18 protein-coding genes and 1 pseudogene are annotated in these 23,109 nt (G+C 71.9%); 10 read left to right on the top strand and 9 right to left on the bottom strand.

The features are described 5' to 3' along the window. Positions 1–123 precede the first annotated feature (123 nt). A complete protein-coding gene (locus ACFVT5_RS18565; protein WP_389888429.1) occupies positions 124–1,767 on the bottom strand; it encodes an acyl-CoA dehydrogenase family protein in 1,644 nt (547 codons plus the stop codon). A gap of 17 nt (positions 1,768–1,784) precedes the next feature. Here ACFVT5_RS18565 and ACFVT5_RS18560 point away from each other — a divergent pair, with 17 nt between their 5' ends. The 3 genes and pseudogenes from ACFVT5_RS18560 to ACFVT5_RS18550 form a co-directional block, all read left to right on the top strand. Continuing rightward, entirely contained in the window at positions 1,785–3,050 is a 1,266-nt protein-coding gene (locus ACFVT5_RS18560; protein WP_389888426.1) for a YihY/virulence factor BrkB family protein, read from the top strand. Positions 3,051–3,113: 63 nt separating this feature from the next. After that, entirely contained in the window at positions 3,114–4,046 is a 933-nt protein-coding gene (locus ACFVT5_RS18555; RefSeq protein ID WP_389888423.1) for a cupin domain-containing protein, read from the top strand. Between the two features lie 310 nt (positions 4,047–4,356). Continuing rightward, positions 4,357–4,791 (top strand): annotated as a pseudogene (locus ACFVT5_RS18550) (helix-turn-helix domain-containing protein); the annotation flags it as partial. Here ACFVT5_RS18550 and ACFVT5_RS18545 read toward each other — a convergent pair. Then, positions 4,772–5,659, bottom strand: coding sequence for a LysR family transcriptional regulator (locus tag ACFVT5_RS18545; protein WP_389888420.1), 888 nt, complete (start codon positions 5,657–5,659; stop codon positions 4,772–4,774). The pseudogene ACFVT5_RS18550 and the gene ACFVT5_RS18545 sit on opposite strands and share 20 nt — an antisense overlap. A gap of 248 nt (positions 5,660–5,907) precedes the next feature. On the opposite strand from ACFVT5_RS18545, the gene ACFVT5_RS18540 reads away from it, so the two are divergent. Beyond that, positions 5,908–6,801 carry a ketopantoate reductase family protein gene (locus tag ACFVT5_RS18540; protein ID WP_389888417.1) on the top strand — a complete coding sequence of 298 codons (894 nt, stop codon included), beginning with the start codon at positions 5,908–5,910 and terminating at the stop codon, positions 6,799–6,801. Positions 6,802–6,851: 50 nt separating this feature from the next. Here the strand turns inward: ACFVT5_RS18540 and ACFVT5_RS18535 are convergent, their stop codons facing one another. Further along, positions 6,852–7,256, bottom strand: a complete 405-nt coding sequence (locus ACFVT5_RS18535) for a VOC family protein (protein WP_389888413.1) — start codon at positions 7,254–7,256, stop codon at positions 6,852–6,854. A gap of 72 nt (positions 7,257–7,328) precedes the next feature. Here ACFVT5_RS18535 and ACFVT5_RS18530 point away from each other — a divergent pair, with 72 nt between their 5' ends. Beyond that, the gene (locus ACFVT5_RS18530; protein ID WP_389888410.1) at positions 7,329–8,090 is read left to right on the top strand and encodes a ThuA domain-containing protein; all 762 of its coding nucleotides are present in this window, start codon (positions 7,329–7,331) and stop codon (positions 8,088–8,090) included. Further along, positions 8,003–9,595 (top strand): carboxylesterase/lipase family protein, encoded by a 1,593-nt coding sequence (locus tag ACFVT5_RS18525; RefSeq protein WP_389888407.1) that lies wholly within the window; start codon positions 8,003–8,005, stop codon positions 9,593–9,595. The genes ACFVT5_RS18530 and ACFVT5_RS18525 overlap by 88 nt, the downstream gene beginning before the upstream one ends. Before the next feature lie 199 nt (positions 9,596–9,794). Here ACFVT5_RS18525 and ACFVT5_RS18520 read toward each other — a convergent pair whose 3' ends face one another. Next, the gene (locus tag ACFVT5_RS18520; RefSeq protein WP_389888404.1) at positions 9,795–12,734 is read right to left on the bottom strand and encodes a glycoside hydrolase family 2 TIM barrel-domain containing protein; all 2,940 of its coding nucleotides are present in this window, start codon (positions 12,732–12,734) and stop codon (positions 9,795–9,797) included. Between the two features lie 182 nt (positions 12,735–12,916). Between ACFVT5_RS18520 and ACFVT5_RS18515 the strand changes: the two genes are divergently transcribed. Then, positions 12,917–14,248, top strand: coding sequence for a radical SAM protein (locus ACFVT5_RS18515; RefSeq protein ID WP_389888401.1), 1,332 nt, complete (start codon positions 12,917–12,919; stop codon positions 14,246–14,248). Positions 14,249–14,298: 50 nt separating this feature from the next. Here ACFVT5_RS18515 and ACFVT5_RS18510 read toward each other — a convergent pair whose 3' ends face one another. Continuing rightward, entirely contained in the window at positions 14,299–14,940 is a 642-nt protein-coding gene (locus ACFVT5_RS18510; RefSeq protein WP_389889431.1) for a serine hydrolase domain-containing protein, read from the bottom strand. Then, complete coding sequence (locus ACFVT5_RS18505) at positions 14,840–15,646, bottom strand: MFS transporter (RefSeq protein WP_389888399.1); 807 nt, start codon at positions 15,644–15,646, stop codon at positions 14,840–14,842. Before ACFVT5_RS18505 ends, ACFVT5_RS18510 begins: the two co-directional genes overlap by 101 nt. A 314-nt stretch (positions 15,647–15,960) precedes the next feature. Here ACFVT5_RS18505 and rsgA point away from each other — a divergent pair, with 314 nt between their 5' ends. From rsgA to ACFVT5_RS18490, 3 genes are all read left to right on the top strand, one after another. Continuing rightward, on the top strand, positions 15,961–17,100 hold the full coding sequence (gene rsgA, locus ACFVT5_RS18500) for a ribosome small subunit-dependent GTPase A (protein ID WP_389888396.1): 1,140 nt from the start codon (positions 15,961–15,963) through the stop codon (positions 17,098–17,100). A gap of 407 nt (positions 17,101–17,507) precedes the next feature. Beyond that, positions 17,508–18,887 (top strand): bifunctional transcriptional activator/DNA repair enzyme AdaA, encoded by a 1,380-nt coding sequence (locus tag ACFVT5_RS18495; RefSeq protein WP_389889429.1) that lies wholly within the window; start codon positions 17,508–17,510, stop codon positions 18,885–18,887. Positions 18,888–18,895: 8 nt separating this feature from the next. Beyond that, a complete protein-coding gene (locus ACFVT5_RS18490) occupies positions 18,896–19,450 on the top strand; it encodes a methylated-DNA--[protein]-cysteine S-methyltransferase (protein ID WP_389888393.1) in 555 nt (184 codons plus the stop codon). Position 19,451: 1 nt separating this feature from the next. Here ACFVT5_RS18490 and ACFVT5_RS18485 read toward each other — a convergent pair whose 3' ends face one another. The 3 genes from ACFVT5_RS18485 to ACFVT5_RS18475 all read right to left on the bottom strand — a co-directional run bounded on the left by ACFVT5_RS18485 (position 19,452) and on the right by ACFVT5_RS18475 (position 22,953). Continuing rightward, positions 19,452–19,823, bottom strand: a complete 372-nt coding sequence (locus ACFVT5_RS18485; RefSeq protein ID WP_389888390.1) for a PPOX class F420-dependent oxidoreductase — start codon at positions 19,821–19,823, stop codon at positions 19,452–19,454. Positions 19,824–19,890: 67 nt separating this feature from the next. Beyond that, positions 19,891–20,547: a class I SAM-dependent methyltransferase gene (locus tag ACFVT5_RS18480; RefSeq protein ID WP_389888387.1), complete on the bottom strand. Its 657-nt coding sequence runs from the start codon at positions 20,545–20,547 to the stop codon at positions 19,891–19,893. Positions 20,548–20,610: 63 nt separating this feature from the next. Next, positions 20,611–22,953 carry a glycoside hydrolase family 95-like protein gene (locus tag ACFVT5_RS18475; protein ID WP_389888384.1) on the bottom strand — a complete coding sequence of 781 codons (2,343 nt, stop codon included), beginning with the start codon at positions 22,951–22,953 and terminating at the stop codon, positions 20,611–20,613. Between the last annotated feature and the right edge of the window lie 156 nt (positions 22,954–23,109).

The raw sequence follows: 23,109 nt of genomic DNA, 5'->3' as shown, positions 1-23,109 counted from the left end.
GAGCCAAGTGCGGGGGTGGTGCCGTGTCGGCGCAGCACCACCCCTGTGGCGTACGCCCCTCGGCGCCCCTTGCTTGTCCACTCCTCTTACTGCTCTGCGCCACGTGCCGCTTGTCTGTGTCTCTCACTCGACAGGTCGCGCGCGCTCCACCACGGACGCCAGGTCGAGGCTGTGCGGCAGCGTGCCGAACGCCGAGCCCCAGTCCCCGCCGAGCCGGGAAGCGCAGAACGCGTCGGCGACCTCGGACGGCGCGTACCGCACCAGCAGGGAGCCCTGGAGCACCAGCGCCATCCGCTCCACCAGCCGCCGCGCCCGCGCCTCCACGCCCTCCAGATCGGCGAGTTCGGTCAGCAGGTCCTTGATCGCGCCGTCCAGGCGGTGATCGGCGCCGCGCGCGGCACCGACCTCGTTCAGGAACGCGTTCAGGGACTGCGGCTCACGTTGCAGGGCGCGCAGGACGTCCAGTGCCTGGACATTGCCCGAGCCCTCCCAGATCGAGTTCAGCGGCGCCTCGCGCAGCAGCCGGGGCATGCCCGACTCCTCCACGTACCCATTGCCGCCCAGGCACTCCAGGGCCTCCGCCGTGACCGGCGTGCACCGCTTGGTCACCCAGTACTTGGCGGCCGGCACCGCGAGCCGCAGCAGTGCCCGCTCCTGCTCGTCGCCCTCGGCCGCACGGTCGTAGGCCGCCGCCAGGCGCAGCGCCAGCGTCGTCGCCGCCTCGGACTCCAGCGCCAGATCCGCCAGGACGTTACGCATCAGCGGCTTGTCGATGAGCCGCCCGCCGAACGCCTCCCGGTAGGTGCAGTGGTGCACCGCCTGCGCGACGGCCTGACGCATCAGCGACGCCGAACCGATCACACAGTCGAGCCGGGTCGCCGCGACCATGTCGATGATCGTGCGCACCCCCCGGCCCTCGTCACCGACCCGGCGCCCCCAGGTCCCGTCGAACTCGACCTCGGCCGACGCGTTCGACCGGTTGCCCAGCTTGTCCTTCAGCCGCTGGATCGCGAACACATTGCGTGAGCCGTCCGCGAGGACCCGGGGCACCAGGAAGCAGGTCAGCCCCTCATCGGCCTGCGCGAGCACCAGGAAACCGTCCGACATCGGCGCCGAACAGAACCACTTGTGCCCGGTCAGCGCGTAGGTCCCGGTCTCCGCGAGCGCCCGCGCGACCGTCGTGTTGGCGCGTACGTCGCTGCCGCCCTGCTTCTCCGTCATGCCCATCCCGAAGAGCACACCGGCCTTGCGCGCGGCGGGCCGCAGGCCCTCGTCGTAGATCCGCGAGGTCAGCCGGGGCTCCCACTCGGCGGCCAGCTCCGGGTCGGCGCGCAGCGCGGGCACCGCCGCGTGCGTCATCGACAGCGGGCAGCCGTGGCCCGCCTCGACCTGCGACCACACCAGGAACGCCGCCGCCCGCCGCACATGGCCCCCCGGCCGCGACCAGGCGGCCGTCAGGCCCGCCGATACGCCCTTGCCGAGCAGCCGGTGCCACGCCGGATGGAAGTCGACCTCGTCGATCCGGTGGCCGTAGCGGTCGTGGGTGCGCAGCTTCGGTGGGTTCTCGTTCGCCTGGAACCCCCACTCCTGCGCCTGCGCGGAACCCGCGGTGCGGCCCAGCTCCGACAACTCGGTCCGCGCCTCGTCCAGAAGACCCGGATCGAGATGCCGCCCGACGGCCTCGGACAGGGCCCGGTCGGCGGCAAAAACGTCATATCCGACCAGCGAAGGAGCCTGGTTGGTCACTGTGTGGGTGGTCGCTGCCATGCCGCTACGGTAAGGAGGTGCACCAGGCAAAAGAAACACCTGAGCGGTCTGTCGGCCGTCTTCACCGGGCTCGCGCCCTCTACCGGAACGTGTCGATGCGCAGGACCGCCTGGCTGCTGCTCAAGGACACCGTCAACTCGTGCATGGAGTACCGGATCCTCGGTCTGGCCGCCGAAGCCGCCTTCTTCACGCTGCTCTCCGTACCACCGCTGCTCCTGAGCCTCATCGGCCTCTTGGGTTACGTGGACGACTGGACCGGTGCCAGCACCATCGCCAGCCTCCAGACCAACCTTCTGGAGGCGTCCCGGACCGTCCTGTCCGACCAGGGCGTCCGTGAGATCGCCCAGCCGATCCTCGAAGACGTGATGAAGGGCGGCCGGCCCGACATCATCTCGATCGGATTCCTGTTCGCCCTGTGGTCGGGATCGCGCGCGGTGAACGTCTTCATCGACACCATCACCGTGATGTACGGACTCGACGGCGCCCGCGGCATCGTCAAGACCCGCCTGCTCGCCTTCCTCCTCTTCCTGGTGGCGCTGGTGATCGGTTCGATCGCGCTGCCGCTGATGGTCGCGGGGCCGGACGCCGTCGTGTCGATCGTGCCGTGGTCGGCGACGGTGGTGCAGATCCTGTACTGGCCTGTCGTGATCGTGCTCTCGGTGGTCTTCCTGACGACGCTCTACCACGTGTCCGTGCCGGTCCGCTCGCCGTGGCTGGAGGACGTGCCCGGCGCCCTGGTCGCCCTCGCCATGTGGGTCCTGGGCTCCTTCCTGCTCCGGATCTATCTGACCAGCACCGTCGAAGGCCCCACGATCTACGGCTCGTTGGCCGCGCCCGTCGCCGTACTCCTGTGGATCGGCGTGTCCGCCTTCGCGGTCCTCGTGGGCGCCGCCGTCAACGCCGCCATCGACCGCGTCTGGCCGTCCCTGGCGATCGCCGCCGCGCGTGCCACACAGGAACGGCTGCGGCAGGCCCAGGCCGCCGAGTACGTGGCACGGGCGGCGGCCTGGCGGCGGCACGGTGGCGCCGCGTACTCCGACTACGCCGAGTACGGGGCCGGCGGGGACGACGCCGACTACGCGGACTACTCCGCCGACGACGATGACGCCGATGTGGACATGCCGTCCGAATTCCCGGAACGCTGGTCGAAGTTCCTGCCGCCGGACGACGTCGGCTCCCGCCTGCGGACCCATGTCAAACGCGGCGGCGACCATCCTGCGGTGCCGCATGAGGATCCCTCGCGGGGGTCCAACGGCGGGTCGGGCGCGCAGCCGCGGGGGTGAGCGGGTGCCGGGGTTCCCCCGGCCCGGGGCCGACCGCCCGAACGAACGTTTACGCTGATCGGTATGGACGCCCTCGCCGGCCTGCTGGAAGGGCCACGCGCGCGTGGTGCCTTCATGATCCGTGCGTGCTTCGATCCGCCGTGGTCCGTCCGGGTCGAGGACCGTGCCCCGCTCTCCCTGATGGCCATGGCCCGCGGTGAGGCATGGGTGGTGCCGGACGCCGGTGAACCCTTCCTCCTGCGCCCCGGTGACGTGGCCCTCGCGCGCGGCCCCGACGCCTATGTCTGCGCCGACGACCCGGCGACCGCGCCGCGCGCCCTGTGTCTGCCGGGTGGTGTCTGTGCCACCCCTGACGGGCGGTCCCTCGACGGGGCGATGGACCTGGGCGTACGGACCTGGGGCGACAACCCCGACGGGTCGGCCGTCATGCTGATCGGCACCTACCAGATGCGGGGCGAGATCAGTGGGCGGCTCCTCGACGCGCTGCCTCCGATGCTCACCCTCACCTCCGACATGTGGCAGTCGCCGCTGATGCCGCTGCTCGCCGAGGAGATGGTGCGGGACGCGCCGGGGCAGGAGGTCGTCCTCGACCGACTGCTCGACCTCCTCGTCATCCAGGTGCTGCGGGCCTGGTTCTCCCGGCCGGAGGCGGAGGCACCCGCCTGGTACCAGGCACTCGGCGACCCCGTCGTGGGACGGATCCTGCGCCTCCTCCAGGACGAACCCGCGCATCCCTGGACGGTCGCCTCGCTGGCGGCGAAGGCGGGAGTCTCCCGGGCCGCGCTGGCCCGCCGCTTCAGCGCGCTGGTGGGGGAGCCCCCGATGACGTACCTCACCGGCTGGCGCCTCGCCCTGGCCGCCGACCTGCTCCGGGACGGCGACCACACGATCGCGGCGATCGCCCGCCAGGTGGGCTACGGCAGCGCCTTCGCACTGTCCAGCGCCTTCAAGAGGGAATACGGGGTCAGCCCAGCGGATCACCGTGCGGTGAGCTGACCCGGATATACCGCACCGTTGCCCCCGGCCTGCTGCCGCGACGTCGCCCTGCCAGGCAGCCACTCGCCTCCGGCGGGCTGCGGGGTTACGGGGTTACGGGGGCCACCCTTGCCTCCGGCGGAAAGGGGGGTGCGCGACGCCTCGTATTCCGCCGGACCCTCGCCGCCGGGGCGCGCCGCCGCGTCGGCGGGAACAGGTGCTGACACGTGCCCTCCCGCCTCCGGCGGAGTAGAGGGGTGCGCGACGTCCCGTCGTACCTCGCCATCGCGGCGCGCCGCGGCGTCGGCGGGAACAGATTCCCGCCCTGTGCGGGCGCAATAGGGCGGTCCTGGGTGCCCCCGCCCACACCCTGCGGGACCTCCGCGTCGACCTCGCCGACCTCTGGCCCGCCGCCGAGGTGAACGCCGCCGAGGACCCCGCGACCGCGCTGGAAGCGATCGCACGACGGCGCGCGGCCGACACGGCGCCCCCCGACCCCCTGCTCGCAGCCGGTCAGTCCGGCGCGGCCACCGCCGACGCCCTGGGCCTGGGCGCCCGCCGCCTGGACCGGCACTCCCTCGCCGCGTTCGGCTACGGCCCCAAGACCCTCGCCCGTGTCCTCCGTCTGCAACACGCCCTCGCACTGGCCCGCGCGGGCACCCCCTTCGCGGACACGGCCGCCCGCGTCGGCTATGCCGATCAGGCCCATCTCGCCCGGGACGTGGAGGAGTTGGCGGGCACCTCGCTCACCACCCTGATCCGCTGACCGTGTCGGCGAAGGCTCGGGCCAGTGGGGAGAGGGTGTTCCAGCGGCGTACGGCCCAGCCCACCGGCAGTGGTGGCAGGTCCGGTACGGGGAGGAAGCGGAGCGGGCCGCCCGTGCCCGGGACGTATCGGCCCGGTACGGCCGGTACCACCGCGTGCCCGAGGCCGAGTTCGGCGAGCAGGACGGCGGTGTCCCAGTCGGCGACGCTCGTGTCGGACGTCAGCGGAATGCCCAACGCGGAGAAGGCGGCGTCCAGATGGGCCCGGGACGAGGAATGGTGCGGGAGCCGGATGTGCCGTGCGGCGGCGAGATCGTCGGCGTCGGCCCTGGTCCGTTCGGCGAGCGGGTCATCGGCGCGGACCGCGAGTACCCACGGCAGTTCGAGGACCGTCCGCTGCTCGATGCCGCGTACGGGGTCGCCGATGGTCACCCACGCGAGGTCGAGCAGGTGCGAGGAGAGCGCGTCGAAGCAGTGCCGGCTCGAACTCGCCGTCTGGAACTCCAGGTTCACCCGGGGATGCCGCCGCCGGAAGTCCACGACGGCCTCGGCCATGAAGTGCCGGACGGTCGTCGCGCCCGTCGTCACCCGTACGGAACCGGCCTCCTCCCGCACGAACTCGCCCAGGCGGCGCAGCGCGATGTCGAGTCCGGTGATGCCGTCCGCCGCCGCCGTGAGCAGGATCCGACCCGCAGGCGTGGGGACGACACCGCGCGGCCGGCGCTCCAGGAGCGGGGTCCCGGTCTCGCGCTCCAGCCGCTTCACGCGCTGACTCACCGCGGACTGTGTGCACGACAGTTCCCTGGCCACCGCGCTCAGGCTGCCCGCCCGGCACACCGCCACGAACACCCGTAGGTCGTCAAGGGTCATGAACCCCAAGGTATCGCTTGGGTACGGTGAAGATATCCCGACGATTGACTTGGGTGTCCGGCCTGTTCGATCATCACCACAGGGCCCCAGGGCGGCAACCCGTCCCTCGCCCCCGAGACCGGTCCGGACCGGCGCCCGGGGACGGGGGAGGGGTGCCGACCCACCCGACACGAACCCCCGACGCGACCCTCCCGACGCGACCACCCTCGCCCACAGTCCACCCGACCGCCCGGAAGGACATCCCCGCTGTGCCCACCACCCCACACCCCCGGACATCCGTCGCCGTTCTCGGCCCCGGCGGCGTCGGCGGACTCCTCGCCGCCCTCCTCTCCCGCGCCGGGCACCGGGTCGTCTGTGTGGCGTCGGCGGAGACGGCGCACACACTGCGCCGGGACGGAATCCGCGTACACAGCGGGCAGTTCGGCGACTTCACGGCGCGCGTCGAGGCCGACACGGAACTCCGCGAGCCGGTCGACCTCTGCCTGGTCACCGTCAAACACACCGCCCTGGACGCCGCGTTGGAGCGCATCCCCCCGGCCCTGGTCGCCGACGGTCTCGTCGTACCGCTGCTCAACGGCATCGAGCACCTGGACGCCCTGCGCAGCCGCTACGGCACACGGCAGGTCGCGGCGGCCGTGATCCGCGTCGAGTCGACCCGTACCGCGCCGGGAATCGTGGAGCACGGCAGTCCGTTCACGGAGATCGACCTGGCCGGCGCCCCCGAGCGGCCGGCACCGGTGGCCGCGCTGCTGAACGGCGCCGGAATCCGTACCCGCGTGGTCGAGGACGAGACCACCGCGCTCTGGGCGAAGCTTGCCTTCCTCGCCCCCTTCGCCCTGCTCACCACCCGCTACCGCCTCACCATCGGCGAGGTACGCACCGCGCGCCGCGACGAGCTGACGGCGCTTGTCGCGGAGGCCGCCGAGGTCAGCGCGGCCTGCGGCGCCCCGGCCGATCCGGAGAGGACCATGGCGCTGTACGACGCCTTCGCGGCCGGCGGCAAGTCGTCCATGCTGCGTGACGCGGAGGCGGGCCGGCCACTCGAACTCGACGCGATCGGCGGGGCGTTGCTCCGGGCGGCCGACCGCCACGGCATCCCCGTACCGTTCGCCGCCCGACTGGTAGCCGACCTGTCGGGCTGAGGCCGAACCGTCAGATCGAAGGCCAACCGTTCAGGTCGAGGGCGAACCGTTCAGGCCGAGGGCGGCGCCGACAGTGCGGCGAACAGGTCGACACCGTTCCCGTCGGGGTCCTTGACGACCGCGTACCGCTGCCCCCAGAAGGCGTCCCAGGGCTTCAGCTCACCCTCGTAACCGGCCGCCACCAGCGCGTCGTACGTCCGGTCGACGTCCTCGGGACCGTCGCACAGGAAGGCCAGGCTCAGCCGGCCGCCCGTGCCGGGCCGCCAGCCGGGGTGGAAGGAGCGGATGGTCTCCTCGGTGTCGAGCGCGAAGCGCGGCCCACCCGGCAGCGTGGCCTCGACATGCCCTTCCTGGTCCGCCCCCTCGGGAAACTCGATCCCGAGCCGACGGTAGAAGGCCAGCGAAGCGGCCATGTCGGAGACAACGAGGCCGACAAGATCAAAACGTGGAGTCATACCCCGACCTTAGGCAACGGCGGCGCACTCGGTCTTGAACGAATCGGACACCCGGAAAGTAAGGTGCGGGACATGCCGAGCGAAGAGCCCCGCGTCCTGACGTACTCCAGAACCACCGGTTACCGGCACGATTCCATCCCGGCGGGCATCCGTACCGTGCGCGAGTTGGGCGCGGCCCACGGCTTCGAGGTGGACGCCACCGAGGACCCCACGGCACTGGAGTACGGCCTCAGCAGGTACGCCGCCGTCGTCTTCCTCTCCACCACCGGCGAGATCCTCACCGAAGCGGGCCGTGCCGAGCTGGTCCGGTACCTGGACACGGGCGGCGCCTTCGTCGGTGTGCACGCGGCGGCCTGCGCCGAGTACGACTGGCCCTGGTACGGCGAGCTGCTCGGCGCCCGTTTCGCCCGGCACCCCGCGCTCCAGCCCGGCCGCGTCACCGTCGAGGACCGCACCCACCCGGCGACCCGGCACCTCCCCGCCACCTGGGACCTCACCGACGAGTGGTACGACTTCCGGGCCAACCCGCGCGGCACCGCGCACATCCTGGCCACCGCCGACGAAACCTCCTACGAAGGCGGCGCGATGGGGGCCGACCACCCGCTCGTGTGGTGCCATGGGCACGGCCCCGGGCGCGTCTTCTACACGGCGCTCGGACATACCGAGGAGGCGTACGGCGACCCCGCGTTCCGCGCCCATCTGCTCGGCGGCATCCGCTGGGCGGCCCGGATCGGAGCGGCAGCGGAATGGACCGTGCGGCGACGCCGGAGCATGTGGGAAGACCGGGGCGTGAAGGAAGGCCGGAGTGTGTCGGAAGAAGGAGTGCGGCCGTGACCGACGCCCCCGTGGCGCACACCGTCCACGGCGCCGTGCGCGGCCGGTACGAGGAGGCGACCGGGGCACCCGGTGCGTCCGGTGCCGCGCGGATCGCCGTCTTCCAGGGCATCCCGTACGCCGCCCCGCCCTTCGGCCCGCACCGCTTCCGGCCGCCCGTGCCGCCCGAGCCCTGGGACGGTGTCCGTGACACGGTCGCCTTCGGGCCGACGCCGCCCAAGGTCCCGTACACGGAGGCGTTCGCCCGGCTGCTCGCCGATCCGGTGGTGCTCGGCGACGACTGCCTCACCGTCAATGTGTGGACACCCGAACCCGCGCCGGACGCGCGCCTTCCGGTGATGGTGTGGGTCCACGGCGGCGCCCTGACCCGCGGCTCCTCGGCCGTCCCCGTCTACGACGGCCGCGCCTTCGCCCGCGACGGAGTCGTCCTCGTCTCCTTCAACTACCGCCTGGGCGTGGAGGGTTACGGACTCTTCCCGGACGCCCCCGCCAACCCCGGTCTGCGCGACCAGATCGCCGCGCTGGAATGGGTACGGGACAACGTCGCCGGATTCGGCGGCGACCCGGACCAGGTGACTGTCTTCGGCGAGTCCGCGGGCGCCATCAGCATCGGCGCCCTGCTCACCAGCCCGCGCGCGCAGGGGCTGTTCCGGCGCGCGGTGCTCCAGAGCGGCCCACCGGAGACGCTGCCGCGCGACAAGGTCCGCCGCATGGTCCGGCGTATGGCCGACCGGCTGCGCGTGCCCGCGACCGCCCGCGCGTTCGCCGCCGTGGACCGCGCCGAGCTGCTCGCGGCGCAGCGCGAGGTCACCCGGCGCAGCAGCCCGCTGCTCGGCGGGCCCGCGTTCGGGCTGGTCGTGGACGGCGACACCGTGCCCCGCGATCCCCTGGAGGCCCTGGCCGAGGGCGCCGCCGCGCATATCGACCTGATGGCGGGGTGGACCGCCGACGAGTACCGCCTGTGGCTCGTACCGACCGGACTCGCCGACCGTATCGACCGGTTGGGCCCGATCGCGGTGACCGCCGCCATGGCCCGCTGCCGCTGCGGACCCGATGTGGTCCGTGGCTACCGCGCCGCGCTGCCCGGCGCCCCCGCCTCGCGGCTCGTCGGCCAGATGATCACCGACCGGCTGCTGCGGCTGCCCGTCCAGCGCATCGCCGAGTCCCGCGCGGGCGGCCCCGCCGGCACCTTCGTGTACGAGTTCGCCTGGCCGTCGAACATCCCCGGCCTCGGCGCCTGCCACGCCCTGGAGTTGGGCTTCGTCTTCGACACGGTCGGCGTCCCCGAGGCAGCGATGCTCACGGGACCGGGCGCCCCGCAGGGTCTGGCGGACGAACTGCACGGCGCGTGGGTCCGATTCGCGGTCTCCGGGGACCCAGGGTGGCCCGCGTGGGACGCGGGCCACCCGGTACGGCGCTTCAGTGTGGACGGTGCGCCTGAGGTGGTGCGTGGGCCGCGTGATCGTGAACTCGCCTTGTGGCGGCCCGCGTCCGCGGTGCGCTGAGGGCACGGTCGGGGTTCCTGGTGGCGGCGCCCGACGCTGCGTTGCACGGTGCGGGGGCGCGGTTCGCGGTCTCCGGGGACCCGGGATCGCTTCGGTACGGACGCCGGGCCTGAGGCGGTGCACGGGCCGCGCGATCGTCAACTCGCGTTGTGGCGGCCCGTGTCCGCAGGCCGCTGAACCGGCCTCGCCGGCCGGCTGCTCAGCCGCTTCCCGTCGCGGTGAACACGAACGAGAACGTCGCCGGTGCGACGTCCAGCCGGTAGGGCGGCAGTACCCCGGGTCCGCAGGACGCCGAGCCGATGCCCTGCTGGCCGTGGTCGAGGGTGACATGGACGTGGTCGCCGGGCACCAGGTCCGTAAGGTGCGTCGCCGCGTCCAGTTCCTCCGTGGTCCAGCGGCGGGCCGTGAGCCAGAACAGCGGATCGCCGTCGATCCGCAACCCCCGCCCGCCGTCCGCGAGTTCGGCCCGGCGGACCTCAGCGCGGGCACCGTTCTCCTGGGGCCGCACATAGGGCGTTTGGAGGTCGTCCACGTCCGCCGACCACCGCGCGACCAGTTCCCCGCCCCCGGTGTCCGGATACTTCTCGCCGGGTCCGGCCCCGTACCAGCGGACGTCCTCGTAGCTGCGCGGCAGTGCGAAGCGGATGCCGAGGCGGGGCAGCGGTACCTGCCAGTCGCCCTCCGGCGTCACCGTCACGGTCAGCGCGAGGCGGTGCTCGTCGGCGGTCCACCGGTACACCGTGTCCAGGCCCAGATCGGTCGCCGCCGGGGCGACACGGGTCCGGACGGTCAGCGTGTCACCCGTCAACTCCACGTCGTCCAGGCGGTGTCGGACCCGGTGCAGACCGAGGGCGCGCCAGCGGGCGGCGAGCGGTGGCGCGGGCAGCCGGCCCGTGCCGCTGTCGTTGTCCGTGGGCGCCCGCCACACATCGAGGCGCAGTCCCTCGACCGGCACCGGACCGACCGTGCGCAGCTCGCCGGTGTCCGCGTCGAACGACGCCGGGCCCAGCGTGATCAGCCGCTCCCCGCGCAGGGGCGCGTCCCCGGCGGGCAGCGTGAGCGGCGGCCGGGGTGTGACGACGACCTGGCCGCGCGCCACCGCGTGTCCGACCCTGACCCATGGCGTCCCGACGGCGTTCAGCGCCGTCACCGTCGCGTACGTCTCCCCGGCCGGGCCACCCGGCGGCGGCGCGGGGAGCTTCACCTCTGCGCTCTCGCCGGGCGCCAGCGGCGGTACGGTCAGCGGCCCGTGAGCGAGGGTCTCGCCGTCCACCGCGTACGACCACTCGAAGGTCAGCGCCGACAGATCGGCGAAGTCGTACAGATTGGTGATCCGGACCGTGCCCGCGCCCGGGTCGCCCTCGATCCGCACCGGCTGGACGACCTGCTGGAAGTCGGCCAGGCCCGGCGACGGGGTGCGGTCGGGGAACAACAGCCCGTCGCAGACGAAGTTGCCGTCGTGCGGGTCCTCGCCGAAGTCGCCTCCGTAGGCGAACCCCAGCGTGGGGTGGGTGAGTCCGTGGTCGATCCACTCCCAGACGAAACCGCCCTGGCAGCGCTCGTACGTCTCGAAGAGCCGCTGGTAGTCGGCGAGCCCGCCGGGACCGTTGCCCATGGCGTGTCCGTACTCGCACAGCACGAACGGCATCGCGCGCCTGCGGGCGTCCGACTCCGGGTCGTCCAGCGGGTCTTCGGTGCGCTCGCCGATCCGGCGGACCTCTGTGTGGTCGGCATACATACGGGAGTAGAAATCGGTGTCCGCGCAGGACCGGTCGCCCTCGTAGTGGATCAGCCGGTCCGGATCGCGGGAGCGGATCCACTCGGACATCGCGGTCAGACCCGCGCCGGTCCCGCACTCGTTGCCGAGGGACCAGACGATCACCGAAGGGTGGTTCTTGTCGCGCTCCACCATGCGGGCCGCGCGGTCCAGGAGCGCCGGGGTCCAGCGCTCGTCGGCGACGGGGTTGCCGCGCCAGCCCACCGTGTGGAAGCCGTGCGTCTCCAGGTCGCACTCGTCCACGACCCACAGGCCCGCCTCGTCGCACAGGTCGAGGAACGCCGGGTGCGGCGGATAGTGGCTGGTGCGGACCGCGTTGATGTTGTGCTGCTTCATCAGCCGGATGTCCGCGCGCATGGTCTCCAGGTCGACGGCCCGGCCGTGCTCGGGATGGAACTCGTGCCGGTTCACGCCACGCAGCAGGATCCGCCGGCCGTTGACCTTGACGAGCCCGTCCTCGACGACGACGGTCCGGAAGCCGATCCGCAGCGGGATGCGCTCACCGGCGGTGGTCAGCTCGGCCGCGTACAGGCGCGGCGTCTCGGCGGTCCACGGCTCCACCGGCTGGGTCACGGACTCGCCGGTGGCGACATCGATGTCCAGTTCGGGCACGGTGACCCGGCCGCCGGGCTCGCACTCCACGCGCAGCGTGCCGGTGCCGTCCCGGTGGTCGTAGGAGGCGTGCACGAAGTGGTCGCGTACGGCGCCGGACGGGCGGTGCAGCAGGGTCACCTCACGGAAGATCCCGGGCAGCCACCACTGGTCCTGGTCCTCCAGATAACTCCCGGACGACCACTGGTGGACCCGGACCGCCAGCACATTGCCCTCGGGCCGCAGCAGCGGTCCGACCGCGAACTCGTGCGGGAGCCGGGAGCCCTTGAACTCACCCAGTTCGGTGCCGTTGAGCCACACCCGGGCACAGGAGTCGACGCCGTCGAACCGGAGGTACACATCGCCGGGGTCCGGCTCGTCACCGGCGCTGCCGTGGACGCCCGGAGTGCCGGGCCACTCGCCGACGGGCAGGTCGAAGATCCGCAGATGGTCCCCGGTCGGGTTCTCGGTGGGCACCCGAGGCGGGTCGAGGGGGAAGGGGTAGAGGGTGTTCGTGTACGCGGGTGAGCCATGGCGTCCACCGCCCTGGAGCACCCAGTGGCCGGGCACCGTCAGTTCGTCCCAGCCGGACGCGTCGAACCCCGGCCGGGCGAAGGAGTCGTCGTGCGCGGTCGCTGTGGGGGAGAGCCGGAACCGCCAGGTGCCGTTCAGCGGGAGCCGGGCGGCGTCCGACGACGGGTACCAGGCGCGAGGCGGAAGACTGCCGTGACCTGGGGAGACGTGGTCATGCGTACGCGGGTCCTGAGGCATGGGTCCCATCAGATCTCGCGCCGGAGGCCGATTCAACCCCGCCACGTCGGCCACCCGTTGGACTTTCCTGGACCCGATTGGACTCCTGGTCCCACGCCCCACCGCCCGGTGCGCGCGGCGAGGGGCATACGGTGAGGAACGGGAGCAACGGGGGCTCACGCCACGAGGAGCGAGGAGAGACCATGGGCACCACGGACAGCCGCACCGCGCTGGTCGAGGATCTGCTGGAGCGGTTTCCGCATGTGCCGCGCGAGGCCGTGTTCAAGGAGGACCTGCTGCGCGGCGGCCTCGCCTTCGACGAATCGGCGCTCAGCGACACCGCCAACGAGGCGTCCGGCGACATCAAGCCCAAGTCGTACTTCATCTTCTCCTTCGACCACGGCACCCTTCCCGAGCTGGGCGCCGCCGCGCTGCGCCGCCCGCCGGAGGAGATCGTCCTGACCGGCGGCCCCTACGACCTGCGCCGCACGGTCGTGTCGGTACGGGTCAACCCGGCGTCGCCGTACCGGGTCGCCGCCGACGACGACGGCGTACTCGGCCTCTACCTGGACGGCCACCGCATCGCCGACGTGGGCCTGCCGCCGATGCCGGACTACTACCGCCACACCCTCGCCAACGGCAAGTCGGTGATGGAGGTCGCGCCGACCATCCAGTGGGGCTATCTGATCTATCTGACGGTCTTCCGGGTGTGCCAGTACTTCGGCGCCAAGGAGGAGTGCCAGTACTGCGACATCAACCACAACTGGCGCCAGCACAAGGCGGCGGGCCGCCCGTACACCGGGGTCAAGGACGTCGAGGAGGTCCTGGAGGCGCTGGAGATCATCGACCGGTACGACACGGCGAAGGCATCCACCGCGTACACGCTCACCGGTGGCGCGGTCACGTCGAAGGTCGCGGGCCGCGACGAGGCCGACTTCTACGGGCACTACGCGAAGGCCATCGAGGAACGCTTCCCCGGCCGCTGGATCGGCAAGGTCGTCGCGCAGGCCCTGCCCAAGGACGACGTCAAGCGCTTCAAGGACTACGGCGTCCAGATCTACCACCCCAACTACGAGGTGTGGGACCGGCGTCTGTTCGAGCTGTACTGCCCCGGCAAGGAGCGCTACGTCGGCCGTGACGAGTGGCACCGCCGCATCCTCGACTCGGCCGACGTGTTCGGCGCGCGCCATGTCATCCCGAACTTCGTGGCGGGCGTCGAGATGGCGGAACCGTTCGGCTTCACCACGGTCGACGACGCGATCAAGTCGACCACGGAGGGACTGCGGTACTTCATGTCCCACGGCATCACGCCCCGCTTCACCACCTGGTGCCCCGAGCCGACCACACCGCTCGGCAAGGCCAACCCGGAGGGCGCGCCCCTGGAGTACCACATCCGGCTCCTGGAGTCGTACCGCGCCACGATGGACGAGTTCGGGCTCTCCTCGCCGCCCGGTTACGGTCCGGCGGGCCCCGGCCGGGCGGTCTTCTCGGTCAGCTCGTTCATGGACAGCCTTCAGCCGCAGGAGGCGGTATGAGGGCGCCGGTGTAGGCGGCTTCGTCGTGGCTTTGTCGTGGGTGGGGTCCGTCAGCGCCTGGCGCACAGGGCCGCGTCCACCGCGCCCTGGAGGCGGGCGAGGCGGGAGCCTTCGGCGGCCCAGGTGGTCGTGTAGACGGTGACGGTTCCCCGGCCGCCGGTGGCACGGCCGCCGCCGACCGAGTCGCCGGGGAGGTCACCGCCGTGCCCCCAGTACGCGCCGCCGCAGCTCAGCGGGATGCTCGCCACGCCGTACCCGTAGCGGCTGCCCTTCGGGTACACGTCGCGCCCGCCGACATCGGTCGTGTCGTGCGTCATCCGGCGCACGGCCCAGCCCGGAAGGAGCTTGCCGCCGAACAGGCCGTCCCAGAAGGCGTTGAGATCCTTCGGGGTGGTCACCAGACCGCCCGAAGCGCCGAACTCGTAGCCCGGCAGCTCCGTCGCATCGACCTGACCCGCCCCGGGGTCGGCAGGGTGGACACCATAGTTGCGGGCGTGCGGGCCCCGCAGGGTGAGTTCGCCGGGCGCCGGCCAGTATGTGGCGTTCAGGCGCAGGGGCTTGAGGACCGTCCGCTCGATGTAGGTGCGGAAGTCAGTGCCCGACACATGGCCGATCACCATGCCGAGGACGAGGTAGTTGGTGTTGGAGTAGCCCCAAGCGGTGCCGGGCGGGAAGTCGGACCCGTGCCGCAGCGACAGGTCGAGATAGGTCTCGGGCGTGCCGGGCCGCTGCCAGTCGACCACGTAGATCGGCGAGCAGCCCCCGGCGCGGCGCGTCCGCCCGCCGCTCCTGCAACCCGGGCCGCACGAACAGCATGGTGAGGAAGCCGAGGACATACGAGAACAGGTCGAACAGGAAGGGCAGTTGATGTCCGATGCCGAACAGGGCGCCGCCGAGTGGGCGTCCCGCCAGATCCGCGCCCAGTTCGCGGGCCTGGTTCTGGGCCAGCCCGGTGGGTAGTTGGGGGCGCGGGACGATGTGCGGCAGGGCGGCGGACTCGGCGAGTTGGAAGCACACGAAGCAGGCGCCGTCCAGGAAGACGACGACGAGCAGCGGCGCCACGCTGACCTGGTCGACCGCCACCGCCACCGCCACTACCACGAGCCCCATGAGTACCGCCCGGACACCGTCGGCGGCCAGCATCACCCGCTTGCGGTCCCAGCGGTCGACCAGCGCCCTGGCGGGCAGATACAGCACCAGAAACGGCAGGGTCTGCGCGAAACCCACGAGCCCGGCCTGAAACGGCGAACCCGTCAGCGCGAGCACCAGCAGCGGATACGCGAGCGTCGTGACCCGCATGCCCACGGTCGAGACGACCTGGCCGCTCCACAGGAGCATGAAGTCGCGGTTGCGCCATAACGGCCTTGTGCCGTCGGGCGATGCGAGGTGTTTGGTCATCGCGGCCAGGGTGACGTGCCACCCTCGACGCGTCCATGCCGCCTACATTCCCGCCCGCCACAAAAAGACGTGGCGCCGCCGGACCGGCTCCCCGTACGCTCTGGCGCGCAAGGCGTTCGCGTCATGGGAGCCGTTCGCCCCACGACGACGCGCCCAACGACGAAGAAGAAAGCAGGAGGTGCATTTCGATGATTGCCGACACGCAGGGCAGTGCCCGCGCTCCGTATGTCATCCACACTCCTGCGGTCTCCGGCTGACAGCCACGACTTCCGCGCGCCAACGCGCCGCCGGGACCGCCCTTCGAAGGGTCCCCCTTGTCTTCCTCGTCTTTTCCTTCGTCTTCTTCTTCGTCTCTCTCGTCTCTTTCTCCTTCTGACGCGCTCGTTCCGTACGGGTGGGATGCGGGCTGGGCAGGCGAGTTCTCTCCGTACGCGGCTGACGGGCTTGTCGTCGGTCGGGTCGTTCGGGTCGACCGAGGGCAGTGCGATGTCGTCACCGCCGACGGTGTGGTCCGGGCCGACACCGCCTATGTCACCCCGCGCGATCCGCTGCGCGTCCTGTGCACCGGGGACTGGGCCGTCGTCGAACCCGCCGGTGACCCGCGGTACGTCCGCGCCTATCTGCCGCGCCGCACCGCCTTCGTACGGTCCACCTCGTCCAAGCGGTCCGACGGGCAGATCCTCGCCGCCAACGTCGACCACGCGGTCATCGCGGTGTCCCTCGCCGCCGAACTCGACCTCGGCCGCGTCGAACGGTTCCTCGCCCTTGCCTGGGAGTCCGGCGCGCAGCCCGTGGTCGTGCTCACCAAGGCCGACCTCGTGCCCGATCCGGTGACCCTGGCGCATCTCGTACGGGACGTGGAGACCAGCGCGCCCGGTGTGCAGGTCCTGGCCGTCAGTTCCACCGCCGGTGAAGGGCTCGACGTACTCGCCGCGACCGTCTCCAGCGGTACGAGTGTGCTGCTCGGGCAGTCCGGCGCCGGTAAGTCGACGCTCGCCAACGCGCTCCTCGGCGAGGACGTGATGGTCGTCCAGGCCAACCGCGACGTGGACGGCAAGGGGCGGCACACCACGACCACCCGCAATCTGCTCGTACTGCCCGGAGGCGGTGTCCTCATCGATACGCCGGGGCTGCGCGGCGTCGGGCTCTGGGATGCCGAGACCGGGGTCGGGCAGGTCTTCGCGGAGATCGAGGAGCTGGCCGACGGGTGCCGTTTCCAGGACTGCGCCCATGAGGCCGAGCCGGGCTGCGCCGTACTCGCCGCCGTGGCGGACGGCACCCTTTCGGAACGCCGCCTCGACAGCTACCGCAAGCTGCTCCGCGAGAACCAGCGCATTGTCGCCAAGACGGATGTGCGGGTACGGGCGGACCTGCGACGGGAGTACAAGCGGCGGGGCGCGGAGGGCCGCGCGGCGATGGAGGTCAAGCGGGGAAATTGGGGGCACTGGAACTAGTGCCTCCGGCGGTTGAGCGGTGATTCTGTGGTCGGTGCCGTCTTCGATTCCGCCGGACCCTCGGCGTTGTGGTGTGCCGCCGTGGCGGCGGGATTCCCCTGCGGGAGCCCCCTGCGGGGGGCGGTCGCCCCGGGCCGAGGCGGAGCCCTGGGCGGCGGCGGAATTCCTCGCGGAGGCGGAATCCCTCGCGCAGGCCGAACCCTTGGCCGAGGCAGAATCCCCCGCGGAGGCGGAACCCTGGGCCGAGGCGAACCCTGGGTCGGCGGGGCCTTCGGGTAGGGGTGAGTGGTCCCGCATGGGCCGGATTTCGGGTGGGGGTGGGGTGGTCCGGACCCCCAACCCCCACCAACACGGTGTCCGATTTCCGCCAGACCCCGGCGGTAGCCGTCCCGCACAATGGATGTGTGATTGACGAAGAGACCAGGTACGAGGCGGTGCGGAGTCGGGACGGGCGGTTTGACGGGGCGTTTTTCTTCGCCGTCGAGACGACCGGGATCTACTGCCGTCCCAGTTGCCCGGCCGTCACGCCCAAGCGGCGGAACGTGCGGTTCTTCGCGACCGCCGCCGCCGCGCAGGGCTGCGGTTTCCGGGCCTGTCGCCGGTGCCGGCCCGACGCCGTGCCGGGGTCCGCCGAGTGGAACGTACGCGCGGATGTCGTCGGCCGGGCCATGCGCATGATCGGGGACGGTGTCGTCGACCGTGAAGGTGTCGCCGGGCTCGCGGGGCGGCTCGGGTACAGCGCCCGGCAGGTGCAGCGCCAGCTCACCGCCGAAGTCGGCGCGGGCCCCGTCGCCCTCGCACGCGCCCAGCGCGCCCACACCGCCCGCGTCCTCCTCCAGACCACGGCCCTGCCGATCACGGAGATCGCGTTCGCCGCCGGATTCGCCAGTGTGCGGCAGTTCAACGACACCATCCGGGCCGTGTACGCCATGACCCCGACCCGGCTCCGCGCGACGGCACCCCGCCGCTCGGTGGCGGGCCCCGCCGCCGGGATCCCGCTGCGCCTCGCGCACCGGGGCCCGTACCAGGCCGGCGCCGTATTCGACCTCCTCGCGGACGAGGCGCTCACCGGGATCGAGGACGTGTCCGGGGCGCCCGGGAAGCGCACGTACCGCCGCACACTGCGCCTGCCGTACGGCACCGGCATCGTCGCCGTGGACGAGCGGCCGGGCGGCTCCGGCGCGGGCACCGCCCACGGAGGCGGCTGGCTCGACGCGCGGATCCACCTCACCGATCCCCGGGACCTCACCACCGCCGTGCAGCGGCTGCGCCGGCTGTTCGACCTGGACGCCGACCCGTACGCCGCCGACGAACGCCTCGCCGCCGATCCCCGCCTCGCGCCGCTCGTCGCCGCCCGGCCGGGACTGCGCTCACCGGGGGCCGCCGACCCCGACGAACTCGCCGTACGCGCCGTCGTCGGCCGCACCGTCGCCGAACGGCTCGTGCAGCGGTACGGCAAGGCCCTCGACGCACCCTGCGGACCGCTCACCCATGTGTTCCCCGAGCCGGGCGTACTCGCCGGGGCCGAGCCGGACGGCACCCTCGGCGCGCTGACCGCCGCCCTGGCCGACGGTGCCCTGCGGCTCGACGCGGGCGCCGACCGGGACGAGGCCGAGGCCGCCCTGCGCGCACTGCCCGGTATGGACGCCCGTACCGTCGCCGTCATCCGCACCCGCGCGCTCGGCGACCCCGACGTGGCGCCCCCGGACCGGCCCGTGCCCGACACCTGGCGCCCCTGGCGCTCCTACGCCCTGCGACACCTGCGCACCGCCGGAGAGACGGAATGACGACCCCCATGACGACCCCCACGACCACGCCCAAGGCGGCCTCCGAAGCGACCGCCACCACGCTGTACACCACCGTCACCAGCCCGCTCGGCGACATCCTGCTCACCGGTGACGCCTCGGGCGCGCTCACGTCCCTGTCCGTGCCGGGCCAGAAGGGCGGCCGGACCGTGCGGCCCGAATGGCGTCATGCCCCGGACGCCTTCCGCGCGGCCGAGGAGCAGCTCGCCGCCTACTTCGCCGGTGAACTCACCCGATTCCGGCTGGAGTTGCGGCCCGAGGGCACCGAGTTCCGCCGCCGGGTGTGGGACGCGCTGGACGACGTACCGTACGGCGGGACCACCAGCTACGGCGCCTTGGCCGCCCGGATCGGTGCCTCGCGGATGGCCGTGCGCGCGGTGGGCGGGGCGATCGGCGCCAATCCGCTGCTCGTCGTGCGGCCCTGCCACCGGGTCATCGGCGCGGACGGCTCCCTCACCGGGTACGCGGGCGGCCTCGCCCGCAAGGAGTATCTGCTGGCGCTCGAAGCCGGCGATGCCCCCGACGCTCCCGACGCCCCCAAGTAGCTCAGTCCTCCTCCAGGCCCCAGCTGTGGATCCGCTTCGGATGGATCCTGATCACTTCCTCACTCATGTGCGTGCCCAACTCGTGCGGTCCGGTGATGAGTTCGGCCTCACCCCGGATGTCGACGCCCCGTACCTTCCACGGGCGTTCGCTGACGATGTCGTCGACGACCAGGGCGACCTTCGGATTGGCCGTCAGGTTCCGCCACTTCTTCGTGGAGCCCATCGAGTAGCCGCCGATGAGGATCGTGCCGTCGTCCTGCGGAAAGAACCCGACGGGGTTCGCCTGCGGCTGCCCGTGCGGGTCGACGGTGGCGAGCCGCCCGAGCCGCTGGGACCGCAGATACGCACGTTCGGCCTCGCTGAATTCGGTCATACCGCGAGCCTCGCAGAGCGCCGTACGGCATGCCAGCCGACGGCGCCACGGCCGCGTGACACCAGGGTCAGGGGCTCTCGGGCTTACGGGCCAGGACGCTGACGTACGCCCGCTTCTTCCCCTCGTCGGGCCCCTGCTCCAGCCGCGCGGAGACGACGAGTCCGGCCCGGGTGAGCAGGTCGGCGATGCGGTCGAGGGACAGGAAGTGGAACTGGTACGACACCGGGTGGCCGTAGCCCTGAGCGGGGCGAATGTGTTCGTCGTCGCCGACATAGCCGCCGATGAGCAGCCGGCCGCCGGGCGCGAGCGTGCGGTGGAACTCGGCGAACACCTCCGGCAGCCGCTCGGGCGGGGTGTGCTGGATCGAGTACCAGGCGAGGATGCCGCCCAGTGTGTCGTCGCCGATGTCCAGCGCGGTCATCGAGCCCTCATCGAACCGGAGCCCGGGGTGGGCCCGCCGGGCCAGTTCGATCATCCTCGGCGACACGTCGACGCCGAACGCGGAGACGCCCAGCGTGGTCAGATACGCCGTCACCAGACCGGGCCCGCACCCGACGTCCGCGACCGGTCCGCGCCCGCCGATCCGCACGATCTCCGCGAACGCGGCCAGGGTCGCGCGGCTCAACGGATCCAGGTCGGCCGGGCGCGGAACCCGCTCCAGATAGGTGTCGGCGACGGTGTCGTACGACTCCCGCACGGCGGACAGATAAGAGATCTCACTCATCCGCCGAACCCTAACGACCCCCTCTGACAATGCCGTTCACGATGCACCTTGCTCCCGGGGCGGTTACCCGGGAAGCCCCCAGCGGGCCACCGTTCCCTCGCCAAGGACGGGTGCGATCCGCAGATCCGGACGATCGCCCGCCCGCGTGATCAGAGCGGACTCGCCCTTCCGCAGCGTGATCCGGATCGCCCCCTCCCCGGCGTCCTCGTACCGAAGCCGCCGCCCCCGCGAGTCCCGTACATCGAGCGCCCCCGCGACCCCGTGGCGGACCACGCACGGCGCCCCCGCCTCACTGGTCAGGCGCACCCAGCGTGTCGCGCCGTCCTCGCGCACCGCGCTGAGCAGGAACGCGCCCTGGGTACGGAAGTCGTGCACCACCAGGTCACGCCACGCGGCCGGTACCGCAGGGAAGACCCGGATGATGTCGCCCCACGACTGGCACACCATGTCGTGCAGGGACTGCGCGGCCGACAGTGGTGTCTCGATGACCGGTCCGGACTCCTTGTACATGGTGTTGGCCTGGATGTAACGGCTCATCAGTTGGCCGAGGTACCTCAGGGCGTCGTCACCCTTGCCGAGCAGCGCGGAGATCGAGGCGGCGCCGGTGAAGGTGTAGCCCTGGAGTGCGCCCTCGAAGCCGACCCAGTGGGCCAGGGACTTCTCGATCAGCGCCGTCTCCTGCGGTGTGCGGCCGGTGAGTTCGTACAGCGGATACACGGCGAGCAGATGCGAGTAGTGCCGGTGCGACTTCGCGAAGGGGATGTCCGCACCGATCACGAAGCCGTTGGCGTCCGTCGGATAGGGCGTACGCCGGGCCAGTACCTCGCGCCACCGGGGCGCCGACTCGTCCTCGATGCCCAGGAGTTCGGCGGATTCCAGCAGGGTCCGGCAGCCCCACGTCAGCAGCATCAGGTCGTAGTTGCAGTCGCGGGAGTTGCCGCCGTACTCCGGCGAGAAGGTGGCCGGAAGGTGCAACTTCCCGTCCGGACCGGGCTGGAGGAAGTGCAGATAGTAGGCGACGGCCTTGCGCAGCAGCGGGAACAGGACGTCCCGCAGGATCGACTCGTCCATGGTGTGCCGGTAGCTGAGCCACACATTGTGCAGGGCCCAGGTGAGGTTGCCGACCTCGGGCGTCGGCGGATCCTCGCCGGGTATTCCGACGCCGTACCCCTGATCGTCCGCCGTGGAGCCGCCGTTGATCAGGCGTGCGTCGGTGGTGCGCGGAATGCCGAGCGAGTCCGCGCGGTACGCGGGCGCCATCTCCTCCGTGAGATGGTCCCGGAACTCGCTCAACGCCCGGGTCACGGCGTCGAGTTCGAGATGGTTCGAGCCGTGGATCAGCCAGTACTCAAGCTGCACATTGAGATTCCACCAGGTCGCGGGCCACGGCGTGGGCTCCAGCCACGGCCCCGACGTCGCCATCACCGGCGCGTCCCGGCGGGCCGCCGACGCCGTCTTGTACAACTGGATCCAATAGAACCGCTGCATCCGCGCGTCCGGCAGCGACAGAAAACTCTTGCGGTAGAAGGCCCGCCACCAGAGGCGGTGCGTGACGGCCAGCGCGTCGTACGGCAGCAGCGCGGCCCCCTCGACCGTCCGCAGCGCCTCCGCCCTGGCCGTCGTACGTGGATGGGAGTGCGCCACGTTCACATACAGCGTGCGGCGCGTGCCCCGGGTCGACTCGCGCCACGCGGTCACGTGCTGGCCGCCCGCGAGCAGCGGCTGTACGGCGACCGATGTGCCGTCGACCGTGCTGACCTCGGCGGGCGGGTTGCCTGTGTATCCGCCGGGCAGCGGCTTGAACGCGGCGCGCGGGCTGATCGCCTCGGCCGGATGGAACAGCCACCGGAAACCCCGCTCACCGGCGCTGGGCGTGACCTCGACGGCGAGGACCGACCGCGAGGTGTGGACGAGGGCGCGCAGCGTGAGAGTGCCCCGGTCCGTGGTGAGCGTGCCGGTGAGTTCGGCGTCGCGCAGCGCGAGGCGCCAGTCGAGCGCGGTGATCGTGCCGACCGGCTCCAGCGTGAAGTACCCGATCGGCAGCCGCGCGAGACCGAACAGCGAACCGAACTCGGGCCGGTGGTCCTGCACCTCGGAGTGCTGCACCTGGAAGCGGACGGCCTTCGTGGGCGCGGCCGGGTCGGCGTAGATCCCGGAGCCGAGAAAGCCGTTGCCGAGATACGGGCCCTCGTACCAGGTCGTCGGCATCCGCTGCCAGACGAGGTCGGCGTCGTCGAGCACCGCCCGCCAGGGGTCGCCGGACGGCCGCACCTCCGTCGCCCCGGCCGGCACATCGGCCGCCCCGGGTTCCGCCGCCGATGCCTGTGCCGGAACACCTCCGGCGAGCGCTGCCCCGCCCAGCGCGGTCGTGGTGGCGAGGACGGTTCGTCTGGACGGGCTGGGCATACGCGCCTCCCGGCGGCTCGTGTGCGGCGGCTGAGCAATACGTCGAATGATTCATCGGAGCTATCCCCTGCGGAAAGGTAGAGACGGTGTGACCGCACGTCAACAGGAAGATATAGATCCGATGTGCCGTTACGTATGTGGACCAGGGGCGGAGAC

This window comes from Streptomyces sp. NPDC058001, assembly GCF_042886315.1.
Taxonomy (GTDB): domain Bacteria; phylum Actinomycetota; class Actinomycetes; order Streptomycetales; family Streptomycetaceae; genus Streptomyces.
This window is presented reverse-complemented; position numbering and strand designations above follow the sequence as displayed.